This window comes from Sphingopyxis sp. J-6 (assembly GCF_046603995.1).
In the GTDB taxonomy this organism is placed as follows: domain Bacteria; phylum Pseudomonadota; class Alphaproteobacteria; order Sphingomonadales; family Sphingomonadaceae; genus Sphingopyxis.
The window spans coordinates 2,653,710-2,679,523 of the sequence record NZ_CP145810.1; the positions used below are offsets into that span (position 1 = coordinate 2,653,710).

Annotated in this window: 24 protein-coding genes; 12 read left to right on the forward strand and 12 right to left on the reverse strand. The window is 65.4% G+C overall.

Translation table 11 applies throughout. The features are described 5' to 3' along the window. Nucleotides 1-134 precede the first annotated feature (134 nt). The 3 genes from V6U71_RS12760 to V6U71_RS12770 are packed head-to-tail and all read right to left on the reverse strand — an operon-like array spanning nucleotide 135 to nucleotide 3,161. Entirely contained in the window at nucleotides 135-1,175 is a 1,041-nt protein-coding gene (locus tag V6U71_RS12760) for a histidine kinase dimerization/phosphoacceptor domain -containing protein (RefSeq protein WP_411338825.1), read from the reverse strand. A gap of 44 nt (nucleotides 1,176-1,219) precedes the next feature. Continuing rightward, on the reverse strand, nucleotides 1,220-1,666 hold the full coding sequence (locus V6U71_RS12765; protein WP_411338826.1) for a response regulator: 447 nt from the start codon (nucleotides 1,664-1,666) through the stop codon (nucleotides 1,220-1,222). Beyond that, on the reverse strand, nucleotides 1,659-3,161 hold the full coding sequence (locus V6U71_RS12770; protein ID WP_411338827.1) for a sensor histidine kinase: 1,503 nt from the start codon (nucleotides 3,159-3,161) through the stop codon (nucleotides 1,659-1,661). Before V6U71_RS12770 ends, V6U71_RS12765 begins: the two co-directional genes overlap by 8 nt. Before the next feature lie 467 nt (nucleotides 3,162-3,628). Here V6U71_RS12770 and acnA point away from each other — a divergent pair, with 467 nt between their 5' ends. From acnA to V6U71_RS12785, 3 genes are read left to right on the forward strand one after another with little or no spacing between them, the layout of a single operon-like run. Next, a complete protein-coding gene (gene acnA / locus V6U71_RS12775; RefSeq protein WP_411338828.1) occupies nucleotides 3,629-6,301 on the forward strand; it encodes an aconitate hydratase AcnA in 2,673 nt (890 codons plus the stop codon). 19 nt (nucleotides 6,302-6,320) lie between these two features. Further along, entirely contained in the window at nucleotides 6,321-6,617 is a 297-nt protein-coding gene (locus V6U71_RS12780) for a ribosomal protein L7/L12 (RefSeq protein ID WP_411338829.1), read from the forward strand. A gap of 24 nt (nucleotides 6,618-6,641) precedes the next feature. Beyond that, nucleotides 6,642-6,911 carry a CBU_0592 family membrane protein gene (locus V6U71_RS12785; protein WP_411338830.1) on the forward strand — a complete coding sequence of 90 codons (270 nt, stop codon included), beginning with the start codon at nucleotides 6,642-6,644 and terminating at the stop codon, nucleotides 6,909-6,911. Here the strand turns inward: V6U71_RS12785 and V6U71_RS12790 are convergent. Continuing rightward, the gene (locus V6U71_RS12790) at nucleotides 6,908-8,365 is read right to left on the reverse strand and encodes an amidohydrolase family protein (protein WP_411338831.1); all 1,458 of its coding nucleotides are present in this window, start codon (nucleotides 8,363-8,365) and stop codon (nucleotides 6,908-6,910) included. The genes V6U71_RS12785 and V6U71_RS12790 overlap by 4 nt on opposite strands. 212 nt (nucleotides 8,366-8,577) lie before the next feature. On the opposite strand from V6U71_RS12790, the gene V6U71_RS12795 reads away from it, so the two are divergent. The 6 genes from V6U71_RS12795 to V6U71_RS12820 all read left to right on the forward strand — a co-directional run bounded on the left by V6U71_RS12795 (nucleotide 8,578) and on the right by V6U71_RS12820 (nucleotide 16,304). Beyond that, entirely contained in the window at nucleotides 8,578-8,961 is a 384-nt protein-coding gene (locus V6U71_RS12795; protein ID WP_411338832.1) for a nuclear transport factor 2 family protein, read from the forward strand. Between the two features lie 112 nt (nucleotides 8,962-9,073). Continuing rightward, complete coding sequence (locus tag V6U71_RS12800) at nucleotides 9,074-10,006, forward strand: LysR family transcriptional regulator (protein WP_149037600.1); 933 nt, start codon at nucleotides 9,074-9,076, stop codon at nucleotides 10,004-10,006. 134 nt (nucleotides 10,007-10,140) lie between these two features. Then, nucleotides 10,141-10,932 carry an alpha/beta fold hydrolase gene (locus V6U71_RS12805; protein WP_411338833.1) on the forward strand — a complete coding sequence of 264 codons (792 nt, stop codon included), beginning with the start codon at nucleotides 10,141-10,143 and terminating at the stop codon, nucleotides 10,930-10,932. Next, nucleotides 10,929-12,146: an FAD-dependent monooxygenase gene (locus V6U71_RS12810; RefSeq protein WP_411338834.1), complete on the forward strand. Its 1,218-nt coding sequence runs from the start codon at nucleotides 10,929-10,931 to the stop codon at nucleotides 12,144-12,146. Before V6U71_RS12805 ends, V6U71_RS12810 begins: the two co-directional genes overlap by 4 nt. Nucleotides 12,147-12,294: 148 nt before the next feature. Beyond that, nucleotides 12,295-14,388, forward strand: coding sequence for a TonB-dependent receptor (locus tag V6U71_RS12815; protein ID WP_411338835.1), 2,094 nt, complete (start codon nucleotides 12,295-12,297; stop codon nucleotides 14,386-14,388). Nucleotides 14,389-14,501: 113 nt separating this feature from the next. Beyond that, on the forward strand, nucleotides 14,502-16,304 hold the full coding sequence (locus tag V6U71_RS12820; RefSeq protein WP_411338836.1) for a gamma-glutamyltransferase family protein: 1,803 nt from the start codon (nucleotides 14,502-14,504) through the stop codon (nucleotides 16,302-16,304). 24 nt (nucleotides 16,305-16,328) lie between these two features. Here the strand turns inward: V6U71_RS12820 and V6U71_RS12825 are convergent, their stop codons facing one another. The 3 genes from V6U71_RS12825 to V6U71_RS12835 form a co-directional block, all read right to left on the reverse strand. Further along, the gene (locus V6U71_RS12825) at nucleotides 16,329-16,811 is read right to left on the reverse strand and encodes a GAF domain-containing protein (protein ID WP_411338837.1); all 483 of its coding nucleotides are present in this window, start codon (nucleotides 16,809-16,811) and stop codon (nucleotides 16,329-16,331) included. A gap of 31 nt (nucleotides 16,812-16,842) precedes the next feature. Further along, complete coding sequence (locus tag V6U71_RS12830; protein ID WP_411338838.1) at nucleotides 16,843-17,883, reverse strand: bile acid:sodium symporter family protein; 1,041 nt, start codon at nucleotides 17,881-17,883, stop codon at nucleotides 16,843-16,845. 88 nt (nucleotides 17,884-17,971) lie between these two features. Further along, nucleotides 17,972-19,180, reverse strand: coding sequence for an MFS transporter (locus V6U71_RS12835; RefSeq protein WP_411342353.1), 1,209 nt, complete (start codon nucleotides 19,178-19,180; stop codon nucleotides 17,972-17,974). 310 nt (nucleotides 19,181-19,490) lie between these two features. Here V6U71_RS12835 and V6U71_RS12840 point away from each other — a divergent pair, with 310 nt between their 5' ends. Genes V6U71_RS12840 through V6U71_RS12850 form a run of 3 tightly spaced genes read left to right on the forward strand, consistent with a single transcriptional unit; the run spans nucleotide 19,491 to nucleotide 22,035 of the window. Further along, nucleotides 19,491-19,919 (forward strand): VOC family protein, encoded by a 429-nt coding sequence (locus V6U71_RS12840; protein ID WP_054587286.1) that lies wholly within the window; start codon nucleotides 19,491-19,493, stop codon nucleotides 19,917-19,919. After that, nucleotides 19,916-21,631, forward strand: coding sequence for a gamma-glutamyltransferase family protein (locus V6U71_RS12845; RefSeq protein ID WP_411338839.1), 1,716 nt, complete (start codon nucleotides 19,916-19,918; stop codon nucleotides 21,629-21,631). Before V6U71_RS12840 ends, V6U71_RS12845 begins: the two co-directional genes overlap by 4 nt. Nucleotides 21,632-21,660: 29 nt before the next feature. Next, complete coding sequence (locus tag V6U71_RS12850; RefSeq protein ID WP_411338840.1) at nucleotides 21,661-22,035, forward strand: carboxymuconolactone decarboxylase family protein; 375 nt, start codon at nucleotides 21,661-21,663, stop codon at nucleotides 22,033-22,035. Between the two features lie 600 nt (nucleotides 22,036-22,635). Here the strand turns inward: V6U71_RS12850 and V6U71_RS12855 are convergent. From V6U71_RS12855 to trbF, 5 genes are read right to left on the reverse strand one after another with little or no spacing between them, the layout of a single operon-like run. Next, complete coding sequence (locus tag V6U71_RS12855) at nucleotides 22,636-22,842, reverse strand: helix-turn-helix transcriptional regulator (protein ID WP_082395575.1); 207 nt, start codon at nucleotides 22,840-22,842, stop codon at nucleotides 22,636-22,638. Beyond that, entirely contained in the window at nucleotides 22,839-23,063 is a 225-nt protein-coding gene (locus V6U71_RS12860; RefSeq protein ID WP_411338841.1) for a DUF2274 domain-containing protein, read from the reverse strand. Before V6U71_RS12860 ends, V6U71_RS12855 begins: the two co-directional genes overlap by 4 nt. Next, complete coding sequence (locus V6U71_RS12865; RefSeq protein WP_411338842.1) at nucleotides 23,063-24,298, reverse strand: TrbI/VirB10 family protein; 1,236 nt, start codon at nucleotides 24,296-24,298, stop codon at nucleotides 23,063-23,065. Before V6U71_RS12865 ends, V6U71_RS12860 begins: the two co-directional genes overlap by 1 nt. After that, nucleotides 24,295-25,131: a P-type conjugative transfer protein TrbG gene (gene trbG, locus V6U71_RS12870; RefSeq protein ID WP_411338843.1), complete on the reverse strand. Its 837-nt coding sequence runs from the start codon at nucleotides 25,129-25,131 to the stop codon at nucleotides 24,295-24,297. The genes V6U71_RS12865 and trbG overlap by 4 nt, the downstream gene beginning before the upstream one ends. After that, entirely contained in the window at nucleotides 25,128-25,811 is a 684-nt protein-coding gene (gene trbF / locus V6U71_RS12875; protein WP_411338844.1) for a conjugal transfer protein TrbF, read from the reverse strand. Before trbF ends, trbG begins: the two co-directional genes overlap by 4 nt. Between the last annotated feature and the right edge of the window lie 3 nt (nucleotides 25,812-25,814).

Below are 25,814 nucleotides of genomic sequence, written 5' to 3' on the forward strand. Positions count from 1 at the left end.
TTTTCGAACCGGCACTTCCGCACCCGCCGCCGATGCGGCGCACGATGTCGGGGCGGGCCCTAGGGGTTAACGCTATTGCAAGTCAATCTTAATTATGTCTGGGTCGCGGCAACAGCTTCGCCGCATCGCAAAACTCAGTCCGGCACCGCTGCCGGCCTGATTTCGCCCGGCTTCAGGTCGACACGGATCGACGCCCGCGTGCCGGGCTGCGCCTTCGTCGGGTCGACCGAGACATAGGAAACCGCCGCCTTGTGCGTCCGCGCGAGGGCTTCGATCAGCCGCGTGCCGAGCCCGGTGCCGCGCGCGACGCCGTCGCCCGGCATCCCCGCCCCGTCGTCCTCGACCGCCAGTTCGATCGTCGCACTGCCCGTCTGGCGCAGCGACAGGCGGATTTCCCCGCCATGATCGTGGGCATAGGCATATTTGCACGCATTGCTGACCCACTCGTTCGCGATCATGCCCAGCGCCACCGCCTTGTCGGTCGCGACGCGAACGGGTTCGACCGCAGCCGTGACCCGCCGGACGCCTGCGCCGTTCGACCAGGTTTCGGACAGGTCGTGCGCCAGTCCTTCGAGATAATCGTCCATCGCGACGAACTCGACGTCGTTGGTGGTGTAGAGGCGGCGGTTCACCTGCGCGACCGTCGCGATCCGCTGCTGCGTCTTTTGCAGCGCCTCGCGTGCGCCGGCGTCGGCGAGGCTTTTCGACTGCAGCGCGACGAACGACATGATCATCTGGAGGTTGTTGGCGACCCGGTGGTTCACTTCCTTGAGTAGCGCCTCCAGCCGGGCGTTGCTGGCGCGCAGCTCGGCCTCGGCGGCTTCGCGGCCCCGGCGGAGCTGGGCGCGTTCGAGCACCTGGCCGAAACTCGACGCGAGCAGGTCGAAGAAATCCTCACCGACCGATTTGACCACATAGTCGTCGGCGCCGGCCTTGAGCGCGGCAACCGCGATCCGGCTTTCCTCGGACCCCGTGACATAGACGACCGGCGGACAGTGGCGCAGCGCGCGCAGCGCCTCGAGCGTCGCGAGGCCGTCCTGCCCGGGCATATAATGGTCGACCGCGACAAGGTCGAAGGCGGTGACCTTTGCCATGTCGACGCCCTCGCCGCCGCTCGCCGCGAGGCTGACCTCGAAGCCCTTGCGCGCAAGCGCCCGCGCCGCAAGCCGGCGCATGCCCTCGTCGTCGTCGATATAGAGAATGTGGGTCAGCGCGGGTCTCAGGCCGGATCGGGATCGGGGACCTGGATCACCGACAGGAACAGGCCGAGCTGGCGGATGGCGTCGGCGAAATTCTCATAGTTCACCGGCTTGGTAATATAGACGTTGCAGCCGAGGTCGTAGCAGCGCTGGATCTCGACCTTGTCGTCGGTGGTCGTCAGCACGACGACGGGCGTCCGGCGCAGCGGGCTGCCCTCGGCCTTCAGCTTCGCGAGGATGTCGGTGCCGCTCATGTCGGGCAGGTTGAGGTCGAGCAGCACCAGCGCAGGCCCGTTGCGCACCGGCCCCTCCGCTGCGTCATACAGGAATTCCAGCGCCGACGTGCCGTCGAGGAAATGGTGGATCGCGTTCGATATCCCCGCGCGGCGGATATTCTTCTCGATCAGGCGGGCGTGGCCCTCGTCATCTTCGATCATCACGATATTGACGGGTTTCTGGTCAGGCATCCTCTTCTCCGCTTTGCCATTCGAGTGGCAGGATCAGCCGGAAGGTGGACCCCACACCTGGTTCGGACTGGATTTCGATATAACCGCCGAGGCGATAGGCAAGCGCGCGGGCGTGCGCAAGCCCGATCCCCTCGCCGGGCTGGTCCTGCTGTCCCGAGCGGCGGAACAGGTCGAACACCCGTTCATGGTCGCGCGGTTCGATACCGCGGCCATTGTCGGTCACCGCGACCCACGCGCGCCCCAGATCGGCGCCGCCGCTCACGCCGATGACGCCCGCACGGCCCGGTTGCAGATATTTGAGCGCATTTTCGATCAGGTTCGACAATATCTGTTCGACCGCCAGCCGGTCGTTGACCACCACCGGCAGCGTGCCGACCGCGACGTCGGTCCCCGTTTCGTCGATCCGGTGCTGCAGGCTGCCGACGATCCCCTCGACCAGCACGGTCAGGTCGAGCCGTTCGGGCGCCAGCGTCCGCCGCCCCTGCCGCGACAGGTTGAGGATGGCGTTGATCAGCCGGTCCATCTTCTGCGTCGAGGTGCGGATAAAACCAATCGATTCGGGCAGATCCTCCTCGATCGCCAGCCGCGTCGCCGCGTCGGGCGCCCCCCACCCCCCGGCCTCGCCCTTGGCGAGATAGGCGGTGATCGCCTGCCGCGCCGTCTCCAGCTCGGCGGTAAAGCCCATCACATTGACCAGCGGCGAGCGCAGGTCGTGCGAGACGATATAGGCAAAGCGCTGAATCTCGGCATTCGCGCGCTTGAGCTCGCCGGTGCGCGCCTCGACCAGCTCCTCCAGCCCGTCGTTGAGCCGCCGCAGCTCGATGCGCGAGGTGCGCAGCTCGACGAGGTTGCGCCGCACCAGCAACAGCGTGACCGCCGCGACGAGGACGATCAGCAGCCCGGTGACGATCAGCAGCGTGCTGAACAGGCGCTGCGTCCGCTGCTGCCGTTGCTCGCGGTCACGAAGCAGCGTGAGTTCGTCGTTCAGCATCGCCTCGACCACCGCGCGCGCAGCGCGCACCTCCAGCACCCCCTTGTCGGTCCCGAACCCGGCGAGCAGCGCCTCGCGATCGGCGCCGCGCAGCCCGAGCGTCTTGCGATAATGGGCGCCATAGACGTCCAGATGCGTGCGCAGCCGCGCCACCCGCGCCCGCTGCTCCGGATTGTCGGCGATCAGCCGCGCCAGCGCGTCGAGCTGGGCGCGCGGCCTTTGCTCGGCCTCGGCCATGATCGTCGCAAATTCTGGGTTCTGGGTCAGGATCAGGCCGCGGCGCGCGGTCTCCATCCGCTCGACCGCGCTCGCATAGGCGCCCAGCCCCGCCTCGACCGCCAGCGTGTGCGCGACCAGCCGCGCGTCGGTCTCATTCTGCCGCTGGACATAGAAAGCGACGCTCGCCGCCGCGAGCATCGCCGCAAAGCCCACCGCGAGCAGCACGATGATCAGGCGGTTCGCACGCGTATCCCGGCCGAGCGAGGACAGTCTGGTGGATTCCATATTTTCCCAATGCCTTGCGAAAAGCCCGCCCGCAAGCATCGCCGGCCGCGATCGTCGCCTCGAGTTGATCTGGGTTATAAGTTTCGCACTAAATGGCGACTTGCCGCGGGCCGGCTTACCGCGAGGGAGAGCGCAGCGCCGGGAGCAAGCCGGCGTCAGGGGGCCGGAAACGGCCGATTGCGGACCTTTCCCTCTTAGTCACCCCGGACTTGATCCGGGGCCTATGACTTCGGTGCCGCATGAACCCCGGATCAAGTCCGGGGTGACGAGGCGTGGGAACGCGGTCTATTTCCTCCGCGCCTCCGCGTCTCCGCGCGAACCAACTCCCCCACCCCCTTGCATTTCCCCGCCCCCGGCGTAAGGCGTCGCCAACATAAACCTGCGCGTGCGACTCCCGCTGGCCCCGCTCTCCCGCTTTGCCACCGGTCGGTCATTCCCCGCCGCGCCAATATGGGGACTGCAATCCTATGACGACCACGGGCAACGACACGCTGGGCACCCGTTCGACGCTGAGCGTCGGCGGCAGGAATTACGCTTATTATTCGCTCGACAAGGCCGCGGCAAAGCTCGGCGACGTGTCGCGCCTGCCCTTTTCGATGAAGGTGCTGCTCGAAAACCTGCTGCGCTTCGAGGATGGCGGCTTCACCGTCTCCACCGACGACGTGCAGGCGCTGGTCGACTGGCAGAAGGACCCGCATTCGAACCGCGAGATCCAGTATCGCCCGGCGCGCGTGCTGCTGCAGGATTTCACCGGCGTCCCTTGTGTGGTCGACCTCGCCGCGATGCGCGATGCGATCGCCAAGCTCGGCGGCGACACGACAAAGATCAACCCGCTCGTCCCCGTCCACCTCGTCATCGACCACTCGGTGATGGTCGATGAATTCGGCACGCCGAAGGCGTTCGAGCAGAATGTCGAGATCGAATATTATCGCAACGGCGAACGTTACGACTTCCTGAAATGGGGATCGAAGTCGCTGTCGAACTTCAAGGCAGTTCCCCCGGGCACCGGCATCTGCCACCAGGTCAACCTCGAGCATATCGCGCAGGCGGTATGGTCGAGCGACGACGCCGACGGCAACACCGTCGCTTACCCCGACACCTGCGTCGGCACCGACAGCCACACGACGATGATCAACGGACTCGGCGTGCTCGGCTGGGGCGTCGGCGGGATCGAGGCCGAGGCCGCGATGCTCGGCCAGCCGGTCAGCATGCTGATCCCCGAAGTCGTCGGCTTCAAATTCACCGGGACGCTGAAGGAAGGCGTCACCGCGACCGACCTTGTGCTCACCGCGACGCAGATGCTGCGCGCCAAGGGCGTCGTTGGCCGCTTCGTCGAATATTTCGGCCCAGGCCTCGCCTCGCTGAGCCTCGCCGACCGCGCGACGCTCGCCAATATGGCGCCCGAATATGGCGCGACCTGCGGCTTCTTCGGCGTCGATGACAAGACGCTCGATTACATGCGCCTGACCGGCCGCAGCGAAGAGAATATCGCGCTGGTCGAAGCCTATGCGAAGGCGCAGGGGCTGTGGATCGTCGACGGCGCCGCCGACCCCGTGTTCACCGACACCCTCGAACTCGACCTGTCGACCGTCGTCCCGTCGCTCGCCGGACCGAAGCGGCCGCAGGACCGCGTCTCGCTCCCCGACGTCGACGATGTGTTCAACGCCGACATGGCGAAGGTCTATAACAAGACGCAGGCGCGCGTGCCGGTCGAGGGCAAGGATTTCGACATCGGCGACGGCGACGTCACCATCGCCGCGATCACGAGCTGCACCAACACCTCGAACCCCGGGGTGCTCGTCGCCGCAGGGCTCGTCGCGAAAAAGGCCGACGCGTTCGGGCTGAAGCCCAAGCCTTGGGTCAAGACCTCGCTCGCCCCGGGGTCGCAGGTCGTCACCGACTATCTCGTCAAGGCGGGGCTGCAGCAGCATCTCGACAACATCGGCTTCAATCTCGTCGGCTATGGCTGCACGACCTGCATCGGCAACTCGGGTCCGCTGGCCGAACCGATTTCGAAGGCGATCAACGAAAATGGCCTCGTCGCCGCGGCCGTCATCTCGGGCAACCGCAACTTCGAAGGCCGCGTGTCGCCCGACGTGCGCGCCAACTTCCTCGCCTCGCCGCCGCTCGTCGTCGCCTATGCGCTGAAGGGCACGGTGATCGAGGATTTCACCACCACGCCGATCGGACAGGCCGAGGACGGTCAGGACGTCTTCCTCAAGGATATCTGGCCGACCAACCAGGAGGTTGCCGACGTGATGGCCGGGGCGCTCGACCGCGGCATGTTCGAGGCGCGCTACGCCAATGTCTACAAGGGCGACGAGCACTGGCAGAAGATCGAGGTCGAAGGCTCGGACACCTACCAGTGGCGCGCCGGGTCGACCTATGTCGCGAACCCGCCCTACTTCGAAGGCATGACGATGACCCCGGCGCCGGTCAGCGACATCGTCGATGCAAAGCCACTCGCGATCCTCGGCGACAGCATCACGACCGACCACATCAGCCCCGCCGGCAGCATCAAGGCGGACTCGCCGGCCGGAAAATGGCTTATGGAACATCAGGTTAGCAAGGCCGACTTCAACAGCTACGGCGCCCGCCGCGGCCACCACGACGTCATGATGCGCGGCACCTTCGCCAACATCCGCATCAAGAACGAGATGGTCCCCGGCATCGAAGGCGGCATGTCGCGCTATGGCGAAGAGGTCATGCCGATCTATGACGCCGCGATGCGCCACAAGGCCGACGGCACCCCGCTCGTCGTCATCGCGGGTAAGGAATATGGCACTGGATCGTCGCGCGACTGGGCGGCGAAGGGCACCAATTTGCTTGGCGTCCGCGCGGTGATCGTCGAGAGCTTCGAGCGTATCCACCGCTCGAACCTCGTCGGCATGGGTGTGCTGCCGCTGCAGTTCCTCGAAGGCGACACGCGCGAGACGCTGGGTCTGACTGGCGACGACACGTTCACCATCACCGGGGTCGCGGATCTGAAGCCGCGCCAGACCGTCACGGTAAACGTCACCCGCGCCGACGGCTCGACCTTCAGCTTCGACACGCTCTGCCGCATCGATACGGCGAACGAGGTCGAATATTATATGAACGGCGGCATCCTGCACTACGTGCTGCGCAAGCTCGCGGCGTAACGGATAAGGGTCGGCGGCGATGATCGGCAAATTGCTCTTCCTCGCCGCCGGCCTGCTGATCGGGCTTTTCCTCGCGCGCTTCATGCGCGGCGGCGGGCGCCGCGACCTCACCGCACCGCCGCCGGCGCGCCCGCCGATGCCGCGCATCGGCGAAGCGCGGATCGTCGATGCGCAGATCGACGACGACGAAATCCGCGAATTGATCCGTCAGAACCGCAAGATCGAGGCGATCAAGCGGCTCCGCGACCAGACCGGCCTCGGTCTCAAGGAAGCGAAAGACGCGGTCGAGGCGATCGAAACCCGGATGCCGCGCTAGGCGCTCACCCGAAAAGGACAGGTTATGGACGCGCTGGGACTGGCGATCGAAGTCATCGGCTGGTCGGCCGCGGTGGTGATCCTCGTTGCCTATGTGCTGCTGTCGCTCGGCAAGCTCGAGGCGCGGAGCTATCTCTATCAATGGATGAACGTCATCGGCGCCGCCGGTTTCATTCTCAACTCGGGCTATAACGGCGCGATCCCGTCGGCAGTGCTCAACGTCATCTGGGCCGGGATCGGCCTCGTGACGATCGGCATCGTCTGGCGCGCACGCCGCACGCCGCTGGCGCACTAAGGCTTCGCCGCCTCCCGGTTCCACGCCGCCACCTTGGCGCGGGTGTCGGCGAGCATCCTGTCCAGCGCCGCGCGGTCGTGCACCTGCCCCCGCATCACGACGGTATCGATCGCCCGCGTCGCCGCGATGTCCTGCAGCGGGTTCTGGTCGAGCAAGACCAGATCGGCCGCCATGCCGGGCTTGATCGCGCCATAGCGGTCGAGCCAGCCGAACCACGCGGGTCCGGCGCGCGTCGCCGACGCGAGCGCCTGCGCCGGGGTCAGGCCTCTTTTCGTGAACAGCTCGATCTCGTCGTGCAGCCCGAAGCCCGGATAGTTGAAGCTGTTGAGGAAGCCCGCGTCGGTTCCCGCGATGATCGGCACCCCGGCCTCGGCGAGCATCGGCAGGATCGTACCGACCGCGTCGCTATGCGCGTGGCGCGCCGCGATCGCCGCCGCGTCCGCCCTTGCGGCGCGCTCGATCCGCCAGTCATAGGTCTTGCGCAGCTTCGGGCCGATATAGGCCAACCCGGCATCCTTGCTGTGATCGTCACGGTCGAGATAATCGAGAATGCGGCTGCCGTTGAGCGTCGGGGTGACATACACGCCTTTCGCAGAAAAATCGCGATAGGCGGCCATCGCGACATCGCGGTCGAACCCCGCACCGAGCCGCCGGTTCGCCTCGGCCCGATCGATCCGCCCTGCCGCAAAGTCGGCGGCGATCGCGGCCTCGTCCTTCGCTCCCGCATTATAGGCATAGTCGAGATGCTCGATCGAACTGATCCCCGCATCGACCGCCTGCTCGACCGTCAGCGCCATCGGGATATGCCCCGAGGTGCGGAGCCCCACCGCCTTCGCCTGCCGCAGCGCATAGAGGAACAGCTCGGGTTTCAGCGTATTGTCGGTAATCTTGACGAAATCGACCTTGTCGCGATTCTTCAGGCGATCGAGCGCCGCATCGACATCGGCCTCGCTGCCGACCTCGATCGTCCCCTTCCATACCGGCGCGATCCCCTCGATCTTCGCGCCCGAGGTCAGCAGGCGCGGGCCGAACAGGCTGCCGCTCGCGATCTCGCTGCGCCATGCGAGCACCTGATCGGCAAGGTCGCCCGAACAGTCGCGGATCGTCGTGATCCCGTTCGCGACGTAGAGCGGCATCAGCGCCCGGTTCTCCTCGATCAGGTCGGGTCCGCCGCCGAAATGGACGTGCATGTCCCACAGCCCGGGAATGAGATAGCGCCCCTCGCCCTCGATCATCCGTGCCGCACGCCAGTCCTTCGCGACCCCGGCATCGTCGCCGACCGCGACAATGTCGGCGCCCCGCAGCACGACCGCCTGTTCGGCAATTGTCTTCGCGCCCTCGACATCGACGACGGTGACATGGCGAATGATGACATCGCCCTCCTTCGGCCGCGCGAGCGCAGGCGGAGCAAGAACGAGCAGCGCGGAAGCAAGGGTAGCAAGCAGGCGTTTCATCAAGGGACCTTTCGGATCGGGTCTGACCCATAACGCACCGGGCCACGACTGCCCAGCAGCGCGGCAAAAACAACGCAGCCTGCTCCCGGCCCGCACATGCCGCACGCTCATCATCGCCATGAGCCATCGGTCTTTGCGGCCCGACCGGCCGCCAATTAGGCTCCCCTCCCGCCGGCGACCGGCAGGATCAGCGAAGGAAGGACACAGCGCCGATGGACGCCGCCCGCATGGAGATCGAGGCACTCGAGGCCGCCCGCGCCCGGGCGATTGCAGCAGGCGATCTCGATCGGCTCGCCGCGATGGTGACCGGCGACTATCACCATGTCGACGCCGACGGACAGATACGCGACAAGGCAGGCTATCTTGCCGCGATCCGCTCCGCCGCCGGCCGCTATCTCGACTATCGCCTGCGCGACAACCGGATCGAAGTCTCGGGGACCATCGCCTGGGTCCACGGCAGTTTCGACAACAAGTTCGAAGCAGCGGACGGCTCCCTCAGATGCAAGGTGGCCCGGCACCTGCGCCTCTATCGGTTCGAAAATGGCAATTGGCGCAATTTCTATCATCAGGGCACTTTGATCGCGGCGGCCGAATGATCCCGCTGCGAAGCCCGAAAATTGACGCGCGCCGTGCAGCCGCTATCAGATTTGCGGATCGGGGTGCGAGGAACCCGGCCCGCCGGCGGCCGGATCTGTGAAGGTGTGCGCGATGGAACTCAGGCAGCTGCGCTATTTCAAGGCGGTCGCCGACGCGTCCAGTTTCGTCCGCGGCGCCTATTATCTGAATGTCGCGCAGCCTGCCCTCAGCCGGTCGATTGCCAAGCTGGAGGATGATGTCGGACAGGCGCTGTTCGTTCGCCACAACAAGGGGGTCTCGCTGACCGACGCCGGCGAGCGCTTCTACGAACGCGCCGCCGCCATCCTCGAATCGGTCCGCCAGCTCGGCGACGAAATGGCGACCGAGGGCGGCGACTTCTCCGGCATTGCCACCCTCGGCGCGCCGCAATCGATCCACAACAAGCTGTTGCTCCCGGTGATGACCAGCTTCCTCGCGCGCTACCCCGAGTGCCGCGTCGACCTGGTACAGGGATCGAGCTCCTATCTGCGCGACAAGGTCGCCGACGGCGATATCGATGTGGCGCTGGTTTCGAACATGCCCGAGGCCAGCGGCGTCCTGATGACCCCGCTCGTCGACGAAAGCTTCTGCCTGATCTGCCCGAAGGAACGGCTGGGCGATTTCGGGGCGAGCGTGGACGTTCCGGACCTCGTCGGCCTGCCGCTGATCCTCGTCGGCTATCCGAACAGCATTGTCGACAAATTTCAGGAAACGCATCCCGAACACGCCGCCAAGCTCATCGTCCGCAGCAAGGTGAACAGTTCCGCGCTCATGAGCGATCTTGTCGAACGCGGCGCAGGTTTCGGCATCGCGCCGAGTTGCGTGATGGCGCCGCAAGGCAATTCCTCCGTCGGCTTCGTCCCGATCGAGGGCCTGCGCACGTCATGGGCGATTGCCACCCACTGGAACCGGCAGGGATTCAAGGCGATTTGCGAGATACAGGACATGCTCGTCGCCTTGTGCGACGACCTTCTGGAACGCGGCGAATGGCCGACCGCCGAAAGCAGGAGGGCCACCGCTGCCTAGCCGGACAGACCTCATGCCCCCGAGGCATATGTTCGATGAAAACTCAGTCTTGGACAGGCAGCGCCCGCGGTTCCTATGCATGACAATAAGGTGTCACGGCAGGCTTTGCTGTGATGACGCTGGGAGATCGGGCCATGGAACAGGCCATTACTGAAACAGTCGCGCTGCGCTTCGACGAAAACGGGCGCGGCGAACCGCTTATCCTGCTGCATGGCAGCAACGCCGATCGCCGCCAATATGCGAATTTCATGCCGCTGCTCGGCGACGGCATTCACGCCATCGCGACCGATCAGCGCGATTCGCCCGACAGCCCCTGCCCACCCGAGCCTTACAGCATGGCGGACCATGCACACGACCTCGCGCATTTTCTCGACGAGCGCGGGATCGATCGGGCGCATGTCTTCGGCGCTTCCTATGGCGGAGCGGTCGCAATGACCTTCGCGATCCTCTATCCCGACCGCGTCAAAAGCCTGATATTGGGGGTGACCGGTTCGGAGCGCTCGCGCTTTCACGCCCCCGATCTCAGCGCGCTTCGCAACGACGATCCCGATGCCGTCCGCCGTTTCATGATGGAAGCGGTGATCAGCCCCGAGGCGATCGACAACGAGCCCGACCTCGTCGCCGAAATCAACGACGTCCTGCTGATCCGCGAGCCTGCAGCCTTTGCCCGGCGCGCAGCCGCCATCGAAGCGCATGATATGACCGCGCGCCTCGGCGAAATAACGGCGCCGACCCTCGTCCTTGCTGGCGAGCATGATCCGATCGCGCATGCCGCAGAAGCTCGCGACATGGCTGCCGCCATTCCCGGCGCGCGTTTCGAGATGCTGACAGGAAGCCGCCACGGCATCACGCTGCAGTATCGCGAGCGCACGGCGAAGATGATTCGCGACTTTGTCCTCATCAACAGCCAGGAGGCGGAAGCATGAGCCGCGCACGCAAAGCTCTGGTCAGCGGCGCCAGCATCGCAGGTCCGACCGTCGCCTACTGGCTCGACCGCCATGGCTTCGATGTAACCGTCGTCGAACGCGCCGACGCACTCCGCAGCGGCGGCTATGCCATTGACATTCGCGGTACCGCGATCGATGCCGTCGAACGGATGGGCATGCTGCCCGAGCTTCGCGAAGCGCATATCCGCACCCGCCACTGGCGTTTTCGCGGTCCGCGGGGCGTCATCGCGAGCATCCCCATGGAGGATATTACCGGCGGCGTGGCCGGCCGCGACGTCGAGATTCCTCGCGGCGCGCTCGCCGAGATTCTCTATGCGCGAACCCGCGACAACATACCCTATCGGTTCAACGACTGCATCGTCGCGATGAAGGAGGACCGGGACGGTATCGACGTCACCTTCCGCAGCGGCCTCGAGGAACGCTATGACGTCGTCATCGCCGCCGACGGTCTGCATTCGACGACGCGCGAGCAGGCCTTCGGCCCCGAAAGCCAGTTCAGCAGCTATCTCGGCTGCTGCTTCATCGGCTTCACCGCGCCGAACAGCTTCGGCTTCAACCACGAACTCAATATCTACAATGTCCCGGGGCTTGCCGCGGGCGCTTATGAAACCGGCGCGGAACGGATGAATTGCCTTTTCGCCTATCGCCGGCCCGAACCCGCCTCGTCCGAATATGCCGACCTCGACGGCGTTCGCCGCGATATTCGCGCGCGCTATGCCGGACAGGGCTGGATCATTCCCCAGCTCCTCGACGCCATGGATGCCGCCGACGATCTCTATTTCGATTCGATGATGCAGATCCATATGCCGAAATGGTCGAGCGGCCGGGTCGCCGTCGTCGGCGATGCGGCGTACGGGCCGTCCTTCTTTTCAGGACAGGGCACGAGCACCGCGATCGCCGGCGCCTATGTCCTCGCGGGCGAACTCGCCGCGCATGACAGTCATCAGGCAGCCTTCGACGCCTACGACCGCGAAGCGAGAAAATTCATCGAGGACAATCAGGCAACGGCCTATGGCGGCAGCGACCTGATGGTGCCGCCGACCCGGCTGAAGCTCTGGAAACGCAACCGCATGATGAATCTGGCGCCGATCCTCACCCGCCTCGGGATGATGCGGCAGGAAGAGCGCGATATCAACAGCTCGCTGAAATTGAAGGATTATACGCCGGTGACCAAGGCGCAGGCGGCAGCCTGACGGCGCGGCCCCAAGGCCGCCCCGCAAGGAAGCACGGAACGAAAGTCATTCGCCGCGAGGTGACTCGCGGCACGGGAAACCATTGCCCGCGTCAGACGGGCGGGAACGACGACAACGAGATAAAGGGGATGGAGTTATGCACGTTAGAATGATGATCCTGACCGGCTCGGCTCTCGCGGCCTTCATCGCGCCACTGATGGCGGCGCCATCGGCCCATGCGCAGGAAGCGACGGAGCAAGCCGAAGAGCAGAGCTATCCGAACGAGATCATCGTCATGGCGCGCAAGCGCGCCGAGCGCCTGATCGACATTCCGGAAACCATCGCGGCGATCAGCGCCGATACGATCAAGGATGCCGGCATCGTCTCGCTCGAGGACGTCGGCCGCCAGACGCCGAATATCATCCTCAACCGGCGCCAGGATAATGAACCCAACGTCGTCATTCGCGGCGTCGGCGGCTTTGGCAACACTCAGGGCGTCGGCTTCTATGTCGACGACGTCCAGAATTTCACCGACCAGTCGGCCTCGATCGAAGATGTAGAGCGGATCGAGATCCTCAAAGGCCCGCAGGGCACGCTCTACGGCGGCAGCAATATCGGCGGCGCGATCAAATATGTGCTGAAGCGCCCCGACGACAAGTTCGGCGGCGAAGCCCGCGTCGAATATGGCAGCTTCGATACGGTCAACGCGTTCGGCGCGGTCAATCTGCCCGTGGGCGAGAATTTTTCGGCCCGCATATCGGGTTATTACAACCATACCCGCGGTTTCGTCGCCAACACCTTCCTCGGTGGATATGCCGACCGCAGCACCGAATGGGGCACCCGTATCGCGATCGGCTGGCAACCGACCGACAATCTCGATATCCAGCTCAGCTATCGCCACAACGAGCTCGCCAACGGCGGCAACGTCTATACGACCGCGACCGAAAGGCCCGACGGCAGCGCCATCTATCGCCGCACGATCGAACTCAACACCGATGTCGAGAACCGGAAGAGCGTTGACGGCATCATCTTCAGCCTTGCCTATGACATGGGGTCGGTCGCATTCACCAATGTGACGTCCTATACTCGCCGCAAGGTCAACTTCGCCTGGGATCTCGACTATAGCGCGGCCGATGCGGTCGTCGCCTTCAATGGCGACCGCAACACGGCGAAGGTCTTCACGCAGGAACTCCGCCTCGCGTCGACCGGAACGAGCGACTTCGACTGGCTCGTCGGCGCCTATTATTCGTCGGTCGCCGACCGCGGCATCACCAACAACGCCGACCTGTACCTCGGCCCCGATGCCGGCGGGCCGGTCTTCATTCCCGACTTCAACAATGGCGACTCGCTCGAGAAGCAATATGCGCTTTTCGGGACCGCCAACTACCGGATGGGCGCTTTCCGGATCGGCGCCGGTCTCCGCGTCGGCCGCGTCGAATTCAAGGGCACCGACCGCAATATCCCGATCACTGTGCCGGTCAACGAGACGGTGGTGCTGCCGAAGATCACCCTCTCCTACGACGTCGCGCCCGATGTCATGCTTTATGCCAACTATGCGCTCGGCACCGAACCCGGCCGCGTCAATCTGATCAGCGGCACCGCCGGCGCCTACCGGTCGGAAAAGGCTTCGGCCTTCGAGGCGGGCATCAAGGGCACGGCGCTCGACCGCACGCTGACCTTCGAACTCGCGGGCTATTATATCGACTACAAGCGCCGCCAGTTCGAAACGCAGATCGTCCGGCCAAACGGTGTGATTACAGAGGAAGTCGCCAATATCGGGCGTTCGGTCAGCTATGGTCTGGAAGGCGGCCTGACCTATCGCCCGGTCGACGGTCTCACCCTCTCGGGATCGGCGGGCTATCTGAACTCGAAGTGGAAGGACAAGAGCGCCCTCTACTATTTCCAGCCGGTCGACGGCCTGACCGTTCCCAACGCCCCCGAATTTACCGCGAACGCGAGCATCGACTACAAGATCCCGGTCGGCAGCGACATCGAGATCGGGCTGCGTGCCGATTATAACCATGTCAGCAAATTCTTCTGGAACATCAGGAACACCGCGAACCAGCCCGCCTATGATCTCGTTAACCTGCGGGCGTCGATCGGCGACCCCGAAGGGCGCTGGGAGTTCGCGGTCCGCGCCGAAAATGTGTTCAACCAGAAATATTTCAACGAGCTGACGGCGGACGTGTTCACGGTCGGCGAAGCGCTCGCGGTTCCGGGTGCTCCCGCCCGCGTCATGGCGTCGCTTTCCTTCAAGATGTGAAGCCGCGCGGCCGGGCGTCATGCCCGGCCACACTCCGTCCGCCAAACAAAGCGGGCGGCAGATACAGACCAGCAGCACTCCGACAGCCGATATGTTTCAAGGAATCCCTCCCCATGACCGAATTCACCACGCGTCCCGAACTCAGCGGCACCTTCGGCGCCGTCGCGTCGACGCACTGGATCGCGAGCGCGGTCGGAATGCGGTTGCTGGAGGCCGGCGGCAATGCGTTCGACGCCGCGGTGGCGGCGGGATTCACGCTGCAGATCGTCGAGCCGCACCTCAACGGGCCGGGCGGCGATGCACCCATCCTCGCGGCGCGTGCAGACGATGCGCAGCCGACGGTCATTTGCGGGCAGGGTCCTGCGCCGTCGACGGCAACCATCGCCGCTTTCGACGAGCGCGGCCTCGAAATGATCCCGGGGACCGGCCTGCTCGCCGCCTGCGTGCCGGGCGCATTCGGCGCATGGATGACGCTGCTTCGCGATTTCGGGACGCGGTCGCTGCGCGACGTCATCGAGCCCGCGATCTATTATGCACGCGCCGGCCATCCTTTGCTCGGCAATGCGGCCGATGCGATCGCTTCGGTCGCCACGCTGTTTGCCGACGAGTGGACCAGCTCGGCGGAGCTCTACCTGACCACTGGCGGCATACCCGCAGCGGGCTCGCTTTTCCGCAACCCCGCGCTCGCCGATTTCTACGAGACGCTCCTCGCGCACGCTGAAGCCGTCTCGGGGAACCGTGAGGCGCAGATCGAGGCCGCGCTCGCCTATTGGTACGACGGCCCCGTCGCCGAAACGATCGACCGTTTCATGCGCACCACCGAGGCCATGGACACCAGCGGCCGGCGCCACCACGGCCTGCTCTGCGGCGCCGACATGAACGGCTGGCGGCCACCGGTCGAGCGGCCGATCAGCATCGACCACGGCGATTACCGGCTGTTCAAATGCGGCGCATGGAGCCAGGGCCCGGCCTTGCTGCAGGCCATCCAGATCCTGAAGGGCACCGATATCGGCGCGATGCCGCCCGAATCCGCCGACTATGTCCATCTCGTCTGCGAAACGCTGAAGCTCGTCATGGCCGATCGCGACGCCTGGTACGGTGACGCGATTCCGGACGGCGTGCTCGATGACCTGCTCAGCGACACCTATGCCGCGGAAAGGCGGGCGCTGATCGGCGGCGCGGCGAGCCACGAATTGCGCCCCGGATCGCCGCTCGGCTTGGCGCCGCGCATTCCGTCACGCCGGCAGAAGACGGCGAGCGCCGGCGTGGCCGGCGGCGGCGAACCCACGATGGCGCGGCCGCTCGAAGTCAACGCGCTGCAACGCGGCGACACCTGTCATGTCGATGTCGTCGACAAATGGGGCAATATGGTCTCGGCGACGCCCTCGGGCGGCTGGCTCCAGTCGAGCCCGGCGGTTCCCGGTCTCGGCTTCGCGCTCGGCACGCGCATGCAGATGTTCTGGCTCGACGAGGGCTTGCCCGGGTCGCTCGCGCCGTCGACCCGGCCGCGCACGACGCTGACGCCTTCGCTCGCCTACCGCGACGGCAAGCCCTATCTCGCCTTCGGCACCCCCGGCGGCGACCAGCAGGAGCAATGGTCGCTGCTCCTCTGGCTTGCGCATGCGGTCCACGGCCGCCCCTTGCAGGCCGCGATCGAAACCCCGGCCTTCCACACCAATCACATGCTCGCGAGCTTCTGGCCGCGCGAGGCCCAACTCGGCTCGCTAGTCCTCGAGAGCCGCTTCCCCGCGGCGACAATTGCCGGACTGAAAGCGCGCGGCCACGAAGTCACGCTGGGCGGTCCATGGTCCGAAGGGCGCCTGTCGGCCTGCGCCCTCGACCGGCAGCCCGGCGGATCGCTACTTCGCGCCGCCGCGAACCCGCGCGGCATGCAGGGCTATGCCATCGCTCGCTGATCGTTCGATCGCGCCGCCGGTCTGTCAGGACAGCGCAGGTACCAGGAACTGGGCGATAAGCCTTGCCGCCGCGATATCGTCGTCGGAAAAGCTGCCTTCGGCATCGAGAATGTTGAACGTGCCAAGGCATCGTCCGCCATACAGCACCGGGGTGTTGATTACGGCGCCGAGCCCCATGCCGGCGAGCGTCGCATGATCGTCGAACGCCCAGCGCAGCGCCGCGGCGTCGCGGCCGACATATTGCTCGCCCCGGATCAGGACCAGCTCGCCCCACGGCACCCCGCGCTTCGATTTGCGCCCGCCGACCGGATATTCGGCGCCGGCGCTCGTAAACAGGCGTTCGAGCGCAATCTCCTCGGGATGAAATCGCATGACGGTGCAGAGGCGGTGGCCAATGATCTGCCGTGCGCAATCGGAAGCCGCCCCGAACAGTGCCGACGGCGTATGCGGGCCGCGCGAAACAGCAGCCAGCGCCGCGAGCGAAGCGAATAAAGCCTGACTGTTCACCCCATCGTCTCCGTGTCAGTGCGCGGCCGGATCACCCGTTCGCGGGCACCGCGGCCGCGACCGGCGCCTCTGCCTGCGCCCGCCGGACATAGCGCCGCGCAAGGGCTGAGCAAGCGACGAGCTGTAACGGATGATAGAGCATCAACGGCAACAGGATCGCGCCGAGCGCCGGATTGGCTCCGAAGATGATCTTCGCGATCGGCGCGCCGTTGGCGAGGCTCTTCTGCGAGCCACAGAACACCGCCGTGATCTCGTCTTCGCGCGAGAAGCCCAACGCGCGGGCGGTCAGCGTTGTCGCTGCAATCACGGCCAAGAGCATCACGATCACCAGCGCCGCGACGATGATCATCGTCGTCACCGGATAGCGCGACCAGATTCCCTGCGCGGTCGAATTGCAGAAGGCGGCATAGACGATCAGCAGAATGACCCCGCGATCGAGCTTGGTCACGACCGGCTTGTGCTTCGAGACGAAACCGACGAGCCAGCGGCGGAGCAACTGGCCGACCGCAAAGGGCAGCAACAGCTTGGTCGCAATGTCGATCACCGTATCGGCGAGCGGCAGTTGATGCGCGGTGCCGGTGGTCTGGAGCAGCGCGATCAGCGCCGGCGTGATGAGCATACCGGCAAGGCTCGACAGCGTGACGTTGAATATCGCCGCGGGAATATTGCCCTGCGCCATCGATACCGTCGCGACCGACGACGAAATGGTGGTCGAGAGCGCGCAGAGGTAGAAGAAGCCCAGCCGCATCTCGGGCGCGATGAAGCCCGCCGTGCCGACATAGACCAGCGCGCCGAGAAGCGGGAACAGCCCGAAGGTGCAGAGCTGGACGACGATATGCAGCTTCCACGCCTGCGCACCCGCCTTCAATGCCTGCGGCGACAGGTTGACGCCGTGGAGGAAGAAGACGAGCGCGATGCCCGCCTCGGTGATCGGTCCCAGCGGAATGGGGCCGCCCGAAGCACCGATCCCCGGCGCGACAAGGGCCAACGCGACGGCCGCGACGAGAGCCAGGACGAAGCCGTCGGGAAGAAAGCGCCGGAGGCCGGCATCGGAGGTCTGAGAGCTTGCCATGGCCGGCCGTTAGCACCCCGCCCGGCCCCGGGGCCAAGACTGTCTTTTCATCGCCCGGATACCCGGGGTGAATAGCGATCCGCCCGCGTCACACCTTGTCGCGAAAGCGCGGCAGCAGCGTGAAGAGGATCATCGTCACGATCAGCAGCGCCGCACCGGCCCACAGCCCGATCATATAATTGCCGAACCGGTCATAGAGAAAGCCGAGGATCAGCGGGCTGATCCCCGTGCCCGCGATGAAGGCAGCATAGAGCCAGCCGAAAGCGCGGGTATAACCCTCGCGGCCGAAATAGCGCGAGACGAGATAGGCCATCAGGTCGGCCTCGGCACCCAGCGAAAAGCCGATCGTGACCGCCGCGACCGCCGCATAGGTCGCGCCCCAAACCGCCAGCAATGCAAAGCCGGTGACGGCGGCGCACGAGATCAGGATCAGCACGTGCGGCGCGAAGAAGCGGTCGGCCGCAGCCCCGCCGGCAACGCGCCCGACCATGCCCGACAATCCGATCAATCCCGCCATCGCCGCTGCGTCGGCGCCGCTGAGCCCCGCATCGGTCAACATCGGCACGAAATGGACGAGCAGCCCGCCGATCGAGAGCGCGAAAAAGCCGAAAGCGCAGAACAGGATAACGAAGATCCGGCGAAGCTGCGGCGCCGGGTAAAGCGGCCCGGTCACCGGCGCGCCCTCGAGCGTAAGCGGAACCGCGGGTGCATTGTCGCGCAGCAGGAGCAGGAACGGCAGCATCGCCGCGATCAACGCCGCGAGCATCAGATAACCGCCGCTCCACCCGCCCCGGTCGATCGCCGCCGATACCAACGGCGGCCCTATGGTAGCGGCGAGGCTCGGACCGAGCAGCGTGATGCCGAGCGCGAGGCCGCGCGCGCGTGCGAAATGATTGGTGATGACGCGGGTATAGGCGATCGGCGCCGCCGCCGCGCCGACCGCAGCGATCAATATGTGGCCGGCGTAAAGGAGTGCGAGCCCCGAAAGAAAGAAAGCGAGAGCGACATAGAGCGACGAGGCGCCGACGATCGAGAATGCAACCGTACGCCGGACGCCGAAACGGTCGATGACCCGCCCGACCACCGGCGAGGCCGCCGCCAGCGCCAGCGTGAAGAGGAGCACTGCCAGCGACAGCTCGGCCCTGCCCCAGCCGAAATCCTTCTCCAGATGCGGAATGAAGACGCCCGCCGTATAGATCGGCAAGGCCGATACGCCGAGGCAGCAGCCGAGCATACCCGCCAGCAACAACGTCCACCCCGTCCGGAACTCGCCGGTCGCTCCGCGCTCGATCGCCATCGTCACACCATGTCTCCCGTCCCTTGCCGCCGCCGACCGCTTGCCCCGGCCATCATCCCAGGGCGCGACCATGTCCGCGATCCGCAGGCATAGAAAGCGCGGCGGACATATGTCCAAGACCCTTGAGGAATGCGGCCCATGACTATGTTCTATATGACCGGAACCTGCCGATGCGATATGCCCCTTCCCGAACAGGCGTCCCCGCGCCGACCGCGCCCGGCGTCCTCGAACGGGCGGCCGGGAGCCCCGGCATCGCGGTGATCGACGAAGATATCGCCGTCAATCAGGACGGTCAGGAAAGGAGCCGCACATGCACCTGAAAGGCCTCGATCATGTTACGATCAACACCGCCGACCTTGATGCAACCCTCGCCTATTATTCGCGCTTCCTCGGCATGGAGTCCGGCTGGCGGCCGGTGATGCCGGTACCCGGCATCTGGCTCTACGCGCCCGGTGGCGATTATCCGATCCTGCATGTCATCAGCGTCAGCGCGACGACCACGCCCGACGAGCGCCGCGCCGTCGATCACCTTGCCTTCCGCTGCGAGGGGCTTGCCGATCATCTCGCCAAGATGGACGCGGCCGGCGAAAGCTACGAAGCACGTCCGGTCCCCGAAACCAACCTCGTGCAGGTTCACCAGAATGACCCGAACGGCATCCGCGTCGAGCTGACGTTCGAGGACGAACCGCTTCCCGATCATATCGTCTGGACCGATTTCCAGGCGGCTTCGGACGAGTGACCGCTACACCGGCACTTTCCCGCCCGCAGATCGAGGGCAGGCGCCACATCGTCTCGTGCGGCAATTTCCTCGCGGCGCGGGTCGCCGACGCCATTCTCGCCGCCGGCGGTAACGCGGTCGATGCCGGGGTCGCCGCGGGCATCGCGCTCGGCGTCGTCGAAAGCGAGATGGTCGGCTTCGCCGGTGTCGCGCCGATCATGGTCCGGATGGCCGCCACCGGCGATGTGATCACGATCGCGGGCCTCGGCTGGTGGCCGAAGCTCGCGACGGAGGGCATGTATGCCGATACCGGCGCGATTCCCGACGGGCTCGGGCGGACCGTCGTCCCTGCGGCGCCCGACGCCTGGCTGACGGCGCTCGAAAATTACGGCACCATGTCCTTCGCCGAAGTCGCGGCGGGGGCCGAGGATCTCGCGACCAATGGCTTTGCCATGTACCCCTTCATGTCCGAAATCATCGGCATGTTCGCTGCCGACCATGCGCGGTGGGAGAGCAATGCCGCAATCTATCTCCCGGGCGGAAGGCCGCCCGAGCCCGGTAGCCTCTTCGTCCAGTCGGACCTCGGCGCGACGATCCGCTATCTCATCGATCAGGAAAAGGCGCATGCGAAAGGCGATCGGCGGCGCGGCCTGCAAGCGGTCCGCGATGCCTTTTATCAGGGCGACATCGCGCGCACGATCGTCGCCTATCATGAAGCGAACGGCGGACTGCTGCGCATGGACGATCTGGCGGGGTACAGCTCGGAGATCGAACGCGCGATAAGCCGCAAGTTCGGCGACGCCGACGTCCACACCTGCGCGCCATGGTGTCAGGGCCCGGCACTGCTCCAGATGCTGGCGATGGTCGACCGGCACGCCGTTGCGGCGATGGGCCACAACAGCGCCGATTATGTCCACCATCTCGCCGAAATCATCAAATTGGCCTTCGCCGACCGCCACGCCTTTTTCGGCGACCCGCGTTTCGTCGACGTGCCGGTCGAGCGCCTGATATCGGATGCCTATGCGACCGAAAGGCGGCAGATGATCGATCGCGCAAGGGCGGCGCCCGAAATGCCCGCCCCCGGCCCGGCGCTAGGCCCCGCGTCGGAGCGGCCTGTCCTCGCACCAAGCGCTGCGGCGGGACGCTCGCTCGACACCTCTTACGTTGCGGTGGTCGACCAATGGGGCAACGCCTTTTCGGCAACGCCGAGCGACATATCGAACGACACGCCGGTGATCCCGGGCCTCGGCATCGCGGTGTCGTCGCGCGGCAGCCAGAGCTGGGCGTCGGCCTCGCATCCCTGCTCGATCGCCCCCGGCAAGCGCCCGCGGCTGACCCCCAGCCCGGCTCTCGTCTCCTATGCCGACGGCTCGGTGATGGCGTTCGGCACCCCCGGCGGCGATGTCCAGTTGCAATCGCTGCTGCAGGTTTTCCTTGCGATCGAACTCTTCGGAATGGAGCCGCAGGCGGCTGTCGAGGCACCGCGCTTCGCAAGCTACAGCTTCCCCGACTCGTTCGAACCGCACAATTATCTGCCGGGCCGGCTGGCGATCGAAAAGCGGCTGGCGAATCGGGTCGGCGACAATCTTGCGGCGCGCGGTCACGACATCCAGACATGGCCCGATTATCCGTGGCGGGCAGGCGCGGTCTGCATCGCGCGGCGCGACGGCAACAGCGGCCGGCTCACCGCAGCCGCCGACCCGCGCCGCCCTGCCTATGCGATCGGCTGGTAGGGGTCTCCGTAACGCGAAAAGGAGAGCAAATGACAGGCGAGTTCGACAGCGCACATGGCCGCGCCACGCGCGCCCGGATCATGGGCGACGAGTTGGTGGACGCGGTCTATTCCGCGGCCGACGATATGCAGCAGGACGTGCAGGACTATGTCAGCGCCCTATGCTGGGGAGAGATATTCAACCGCGACGGCCTGTCGCAACAGGTGCGGATTCTCATCAACATCGCCGCGCTGGCGTCGATCGGCGAACGCGACACGATGAAGCATCACGTCCGCGCCGCTCTCCGCCTCGGCTGTTCGCGCGTCGAGATTCGCGAAGCCATCATCCAGGCCGGCAGCATGACCGGCATCGGCCGCGCCGCCCTCGCCTGCCGCGCCGCGAGCGAAGCGCTCGGCGAAGAGTAACCCGGCCCGCAGACAGCGCCTTCCGTCGACAACGGACCGCGCTCGATGCAGCCGGAGAAAGTCGGGCACATCCCCGATCGTTACGGGGCACCCCGGCACGAATCGCGCCCCACGACGCCGCTCGAAGCTTCGTCGTCCATGGGTGGCTACGGATGTGGGGATACCCCTGGTGGCAGGGCTTGTATCGAACGCAAAAATTAGCATCTAACTTAACAATAGGTTAGGTCGTCAAGAGGGCTTAATTCCCCCACATTTTCCCCCACACATTTCTTCAGCTGGCGATAAAAATTCGAACGAACGTTTTTCATATAGCCGATCGTGTTGCAGAATTTGGTCGCGATGGATCGCCCCTTGAGAGGAGAATAAGGGTCCCCATGCCGTGGTGAGAGGAAGCGGATCAAAGCCGCAGCAACATGACGCACCGCGCGAAGCTGAACATCGGCTTAGGGCATCGCCGGACGCGGAATCTCGTAGGTCGAAATCCGCAGAACGTGGCGTGACCTGCGGTGGCAAAGCGAGTGCGGTTCGTGCAAACAAGGGTATCACGGGTGGCCGGGCGAAATGTTGCTCGCAGTCAGATCGGCCGACAAGGGCGATCCCTTAACCCGTAATGTCGGTTCGATAAGAAGGTGGGTCTGCAATCCATCGATCAAGTTGCGACTCTCGCCAGCCGACGGCAGTTTTGCTCAAGCGGATCTGGCTCGGAAAGGTGCCGTCGGCAATCTTCTCGTAGATCGTTGATCGCGAAAGCCCGGTGCGCGAAATTACAGTTGCGAGGCGAACAAGTCGGTCGGGGCGGTCGCTCATGGCTTCCTCCGGCGCTGCTTGCTAAACTCCCGATCGCTCCTAATAAAGCGTTCGATCATAGCAGGAATGAGCCGCTCGGGAGGGATCGCCTCGGGCAATCCGTTCAACTTGGCATGGACCGCGCTATAGTCTTGAAGGTCCCGCACAAGAGCGCCCGGGAGCTCAATCGTCAGTTTGACGGGCTTCTCGTCAATTATCGGGCCAAGGCGAAGCTTGCTCATCACCTACGCTCGCTGTTCTCAAAAACGAGATCGCGCGTCACGATGACGCGGAAGGCGAAGCCGGGGCGCACCGTTAGCGTCGGCGCTACGGAAAGCTCTCGCTCGATAATTCGCCGCCCCGCCTCGTTCGTGCTGTCCTGCAGGCCGGACCGAAGCGCCCGGACAAGATCGCCCTCGCCGCCCGCGGCCAATTCTGTACCGACTCCGAGTAGTGACGAAACCAAGGCGGCGCGCAGCATGCGCCCCCAATGATTGTTCACGCGATCCTCTAGTCCTGCATAGCCGGCCGCATCGGCACCCGGCTGACGATCAAGGCGAATGGACCGTCCTCCGGGTAAAATGAGCCTGTCCCAAGCGAGCAGTACCCGGCGCTGGCCCGCCGCGACCTCGCTGTCATACTCACCGATCAATCGAGCGCCCTGCGGAACCAGCAACAAGCGTCCCGTAGAACTATCGTAGACATTCTGCGTGACCTGCGCAGTGATCTGGCCGGGCAGGTCCGAGCGGATACCGGTAATCAACGCTGCCGGGATAACGGTTCCTGCCTGAATGACTGCGGCCGAGCTTGGCACAACAATGCGCTCACCGCTTTCGGTCGCACCACGCGGACCACCGGCGAAAAAAGCCTGCCGGCTCGTTTTTGCACCTTCTGGTTCATTTGCGGCCCGGGCTTGTGAAGACAGCGCCTCGGCTGCAGCCGTTCCGGAGATCGTGTCGCCGGTTCCCTCCAGGAATAGCCGACTGCCTTGGGCGGCTTCACGCTCCTGCATAGCGCGCAACCTTGCCTGTTCGCGGGCCGATTGCGCCGGGTCGGCTGGCGGCGGCCCCATCGCCGGCGCGGGCATCGGCTCGCCCGCCTTCTGCGCCGAGACGATCGGTCGGCCTAGATCGCCCGGCAGGGGCGGACCGAGTTTCGGGACGGCGCCATAATCGGCCGGCGCGCCGGTCACGGTCTCCGAGCGGTTCGGCGCCGCGACCTCGTAAAGTTCCTGCGCGGCTTTGGGATCAACTGGCCGCAGCGCCCAGAGCAAGGCGCCGCCGATTGCGATTCCTGCCGCCCCGCCCAGCACGGCGAGTGTCTTTCGCGACAAGCGCATCACGCTCGGCAGCTCGCCCTCGAGACGAAAGCCGTCGGGACTGGGGGGCGCTATCGCCGCCGCCTCCGCTTCGGGAACCGCGATACCTGCCTCCGCGGAATCGAGCTGATCCCCCGGCACGTCTTCGCGCCGGCTCACGGGCGGCCTCCCATTACCGGCGTGTCGCGCGAGATGCGAACCTTCTTCGCCGCCTTACCTGCCCCGAGCCGTAGCTCGCCGCGTTCGAACAGCCGGTCGACGATCATGAAGCGGCCATCGACTCGGTAATTCAGGAGCTCGGCCGCCCCTTTCTCGCCGACCGCAAACAGCGGCGGCATTTCGCCGGTCGCAACCGAAGGGCCGAACTCGACGAAGAGCTGCCGGCCGTCGTCGAACGCGCGCAACGGTCGCCATGCGACCTTGTCGCCGCTGATCCGATACGCGAAGTTGAGCGACGGCAGGTCGATCCCGCCGGCGACCGGCGCGGCCCGCACACGCTCGGCTTCGGCGGCGCGAAGCGCGATCAGCTCGTCCTGCGGATAGCGCCACGAAACAGCGGCCATATAGGTCGATGGCGTCGCGCGAAGCTCGATGTGATAAGTCCTGCGGCTCGTGTTGATGATCAAATTCGTGACAATGTCGGGCCGCGTTGGTTTCACGAGGATATGAACGCGCCGCGTCGCGCCCTCGCCGCTCAGCGTGTCGCCTATGATCCACCGAACCGTATCGCCGGCGGCGACCGGACCGGGTCCGACCAGCTCCTCTCCTTCCTGCAGCGCGATGTCGGTCACCTGCCCCGGTGCCGTATAAACTTGGAACAGCGCGCCTTCGGCCCAGGCATATTGCTGGATCGCATTGAGGAAGGTCGTGCGCTCGGGCTGCACGCGCGCTGCATCATTGGCGCGACCGACCTGCGTGCGCGGATCGCCAGGTGCCGCGTGGAGGGGCAAAGCCAACAGTGCGGCGCCTACGAGCATTGAAATTTTGATCATTGGCTGAGCTCCTTGGAAAGATTGATGGCGGTCACCCGGAGACCGAGGGGATTTTTTTGCAGCGCCTCGGGGGTGCGCGGCGGCATGATCGTGACCGTCACGATCGCCGACCAGCGCGAGGTCTCGATGAGGCCGCCGTCCTGATAACGGCGCTCGGTCCAGGCGATGCGGAAGCTGTCTTTCGACGCGCGGATCACGCTCGATACGTCGACTGCAACCTGCCGCTTGCCGACTTCGGCGAACGGGTCGTTGTTACGCGCATAGTCATTGAGCGCCTGCGCGCCCGAGGTGGCCGTAAAGTCATAGGCACTCAGCCAGTTCGCGCGGAGCACGACGGGATCGGCAGGGATCGAGCGGATATGCTCGATGAAGCGCGCGAGATGAAAAGCGACCTGCGGATCGGTCGGCGCATAGTCGGCGTCGGCAGGCGCGACGGCCCTCGCCTCTCCAAGCTTGTCGACCTCCACCACCCAAGGCGTAATCGTGCCGCGCAGCGACTGCCAGACGAGCGCCGAGGCAAGGCCGCCCGAGAGCGCGAGGCAGCCGAAGAAGGCGAACCGCCAATTCTTCGCCTGGACGCGCGCCGAGCCGATGCGGTCGTCCCAGATCTGCGCGGCACGCTGGTAGGGCGTTACCGGCTCGGGCGACTTGCCATAATGTCGGTGGGGTCGTCTGAACATTGT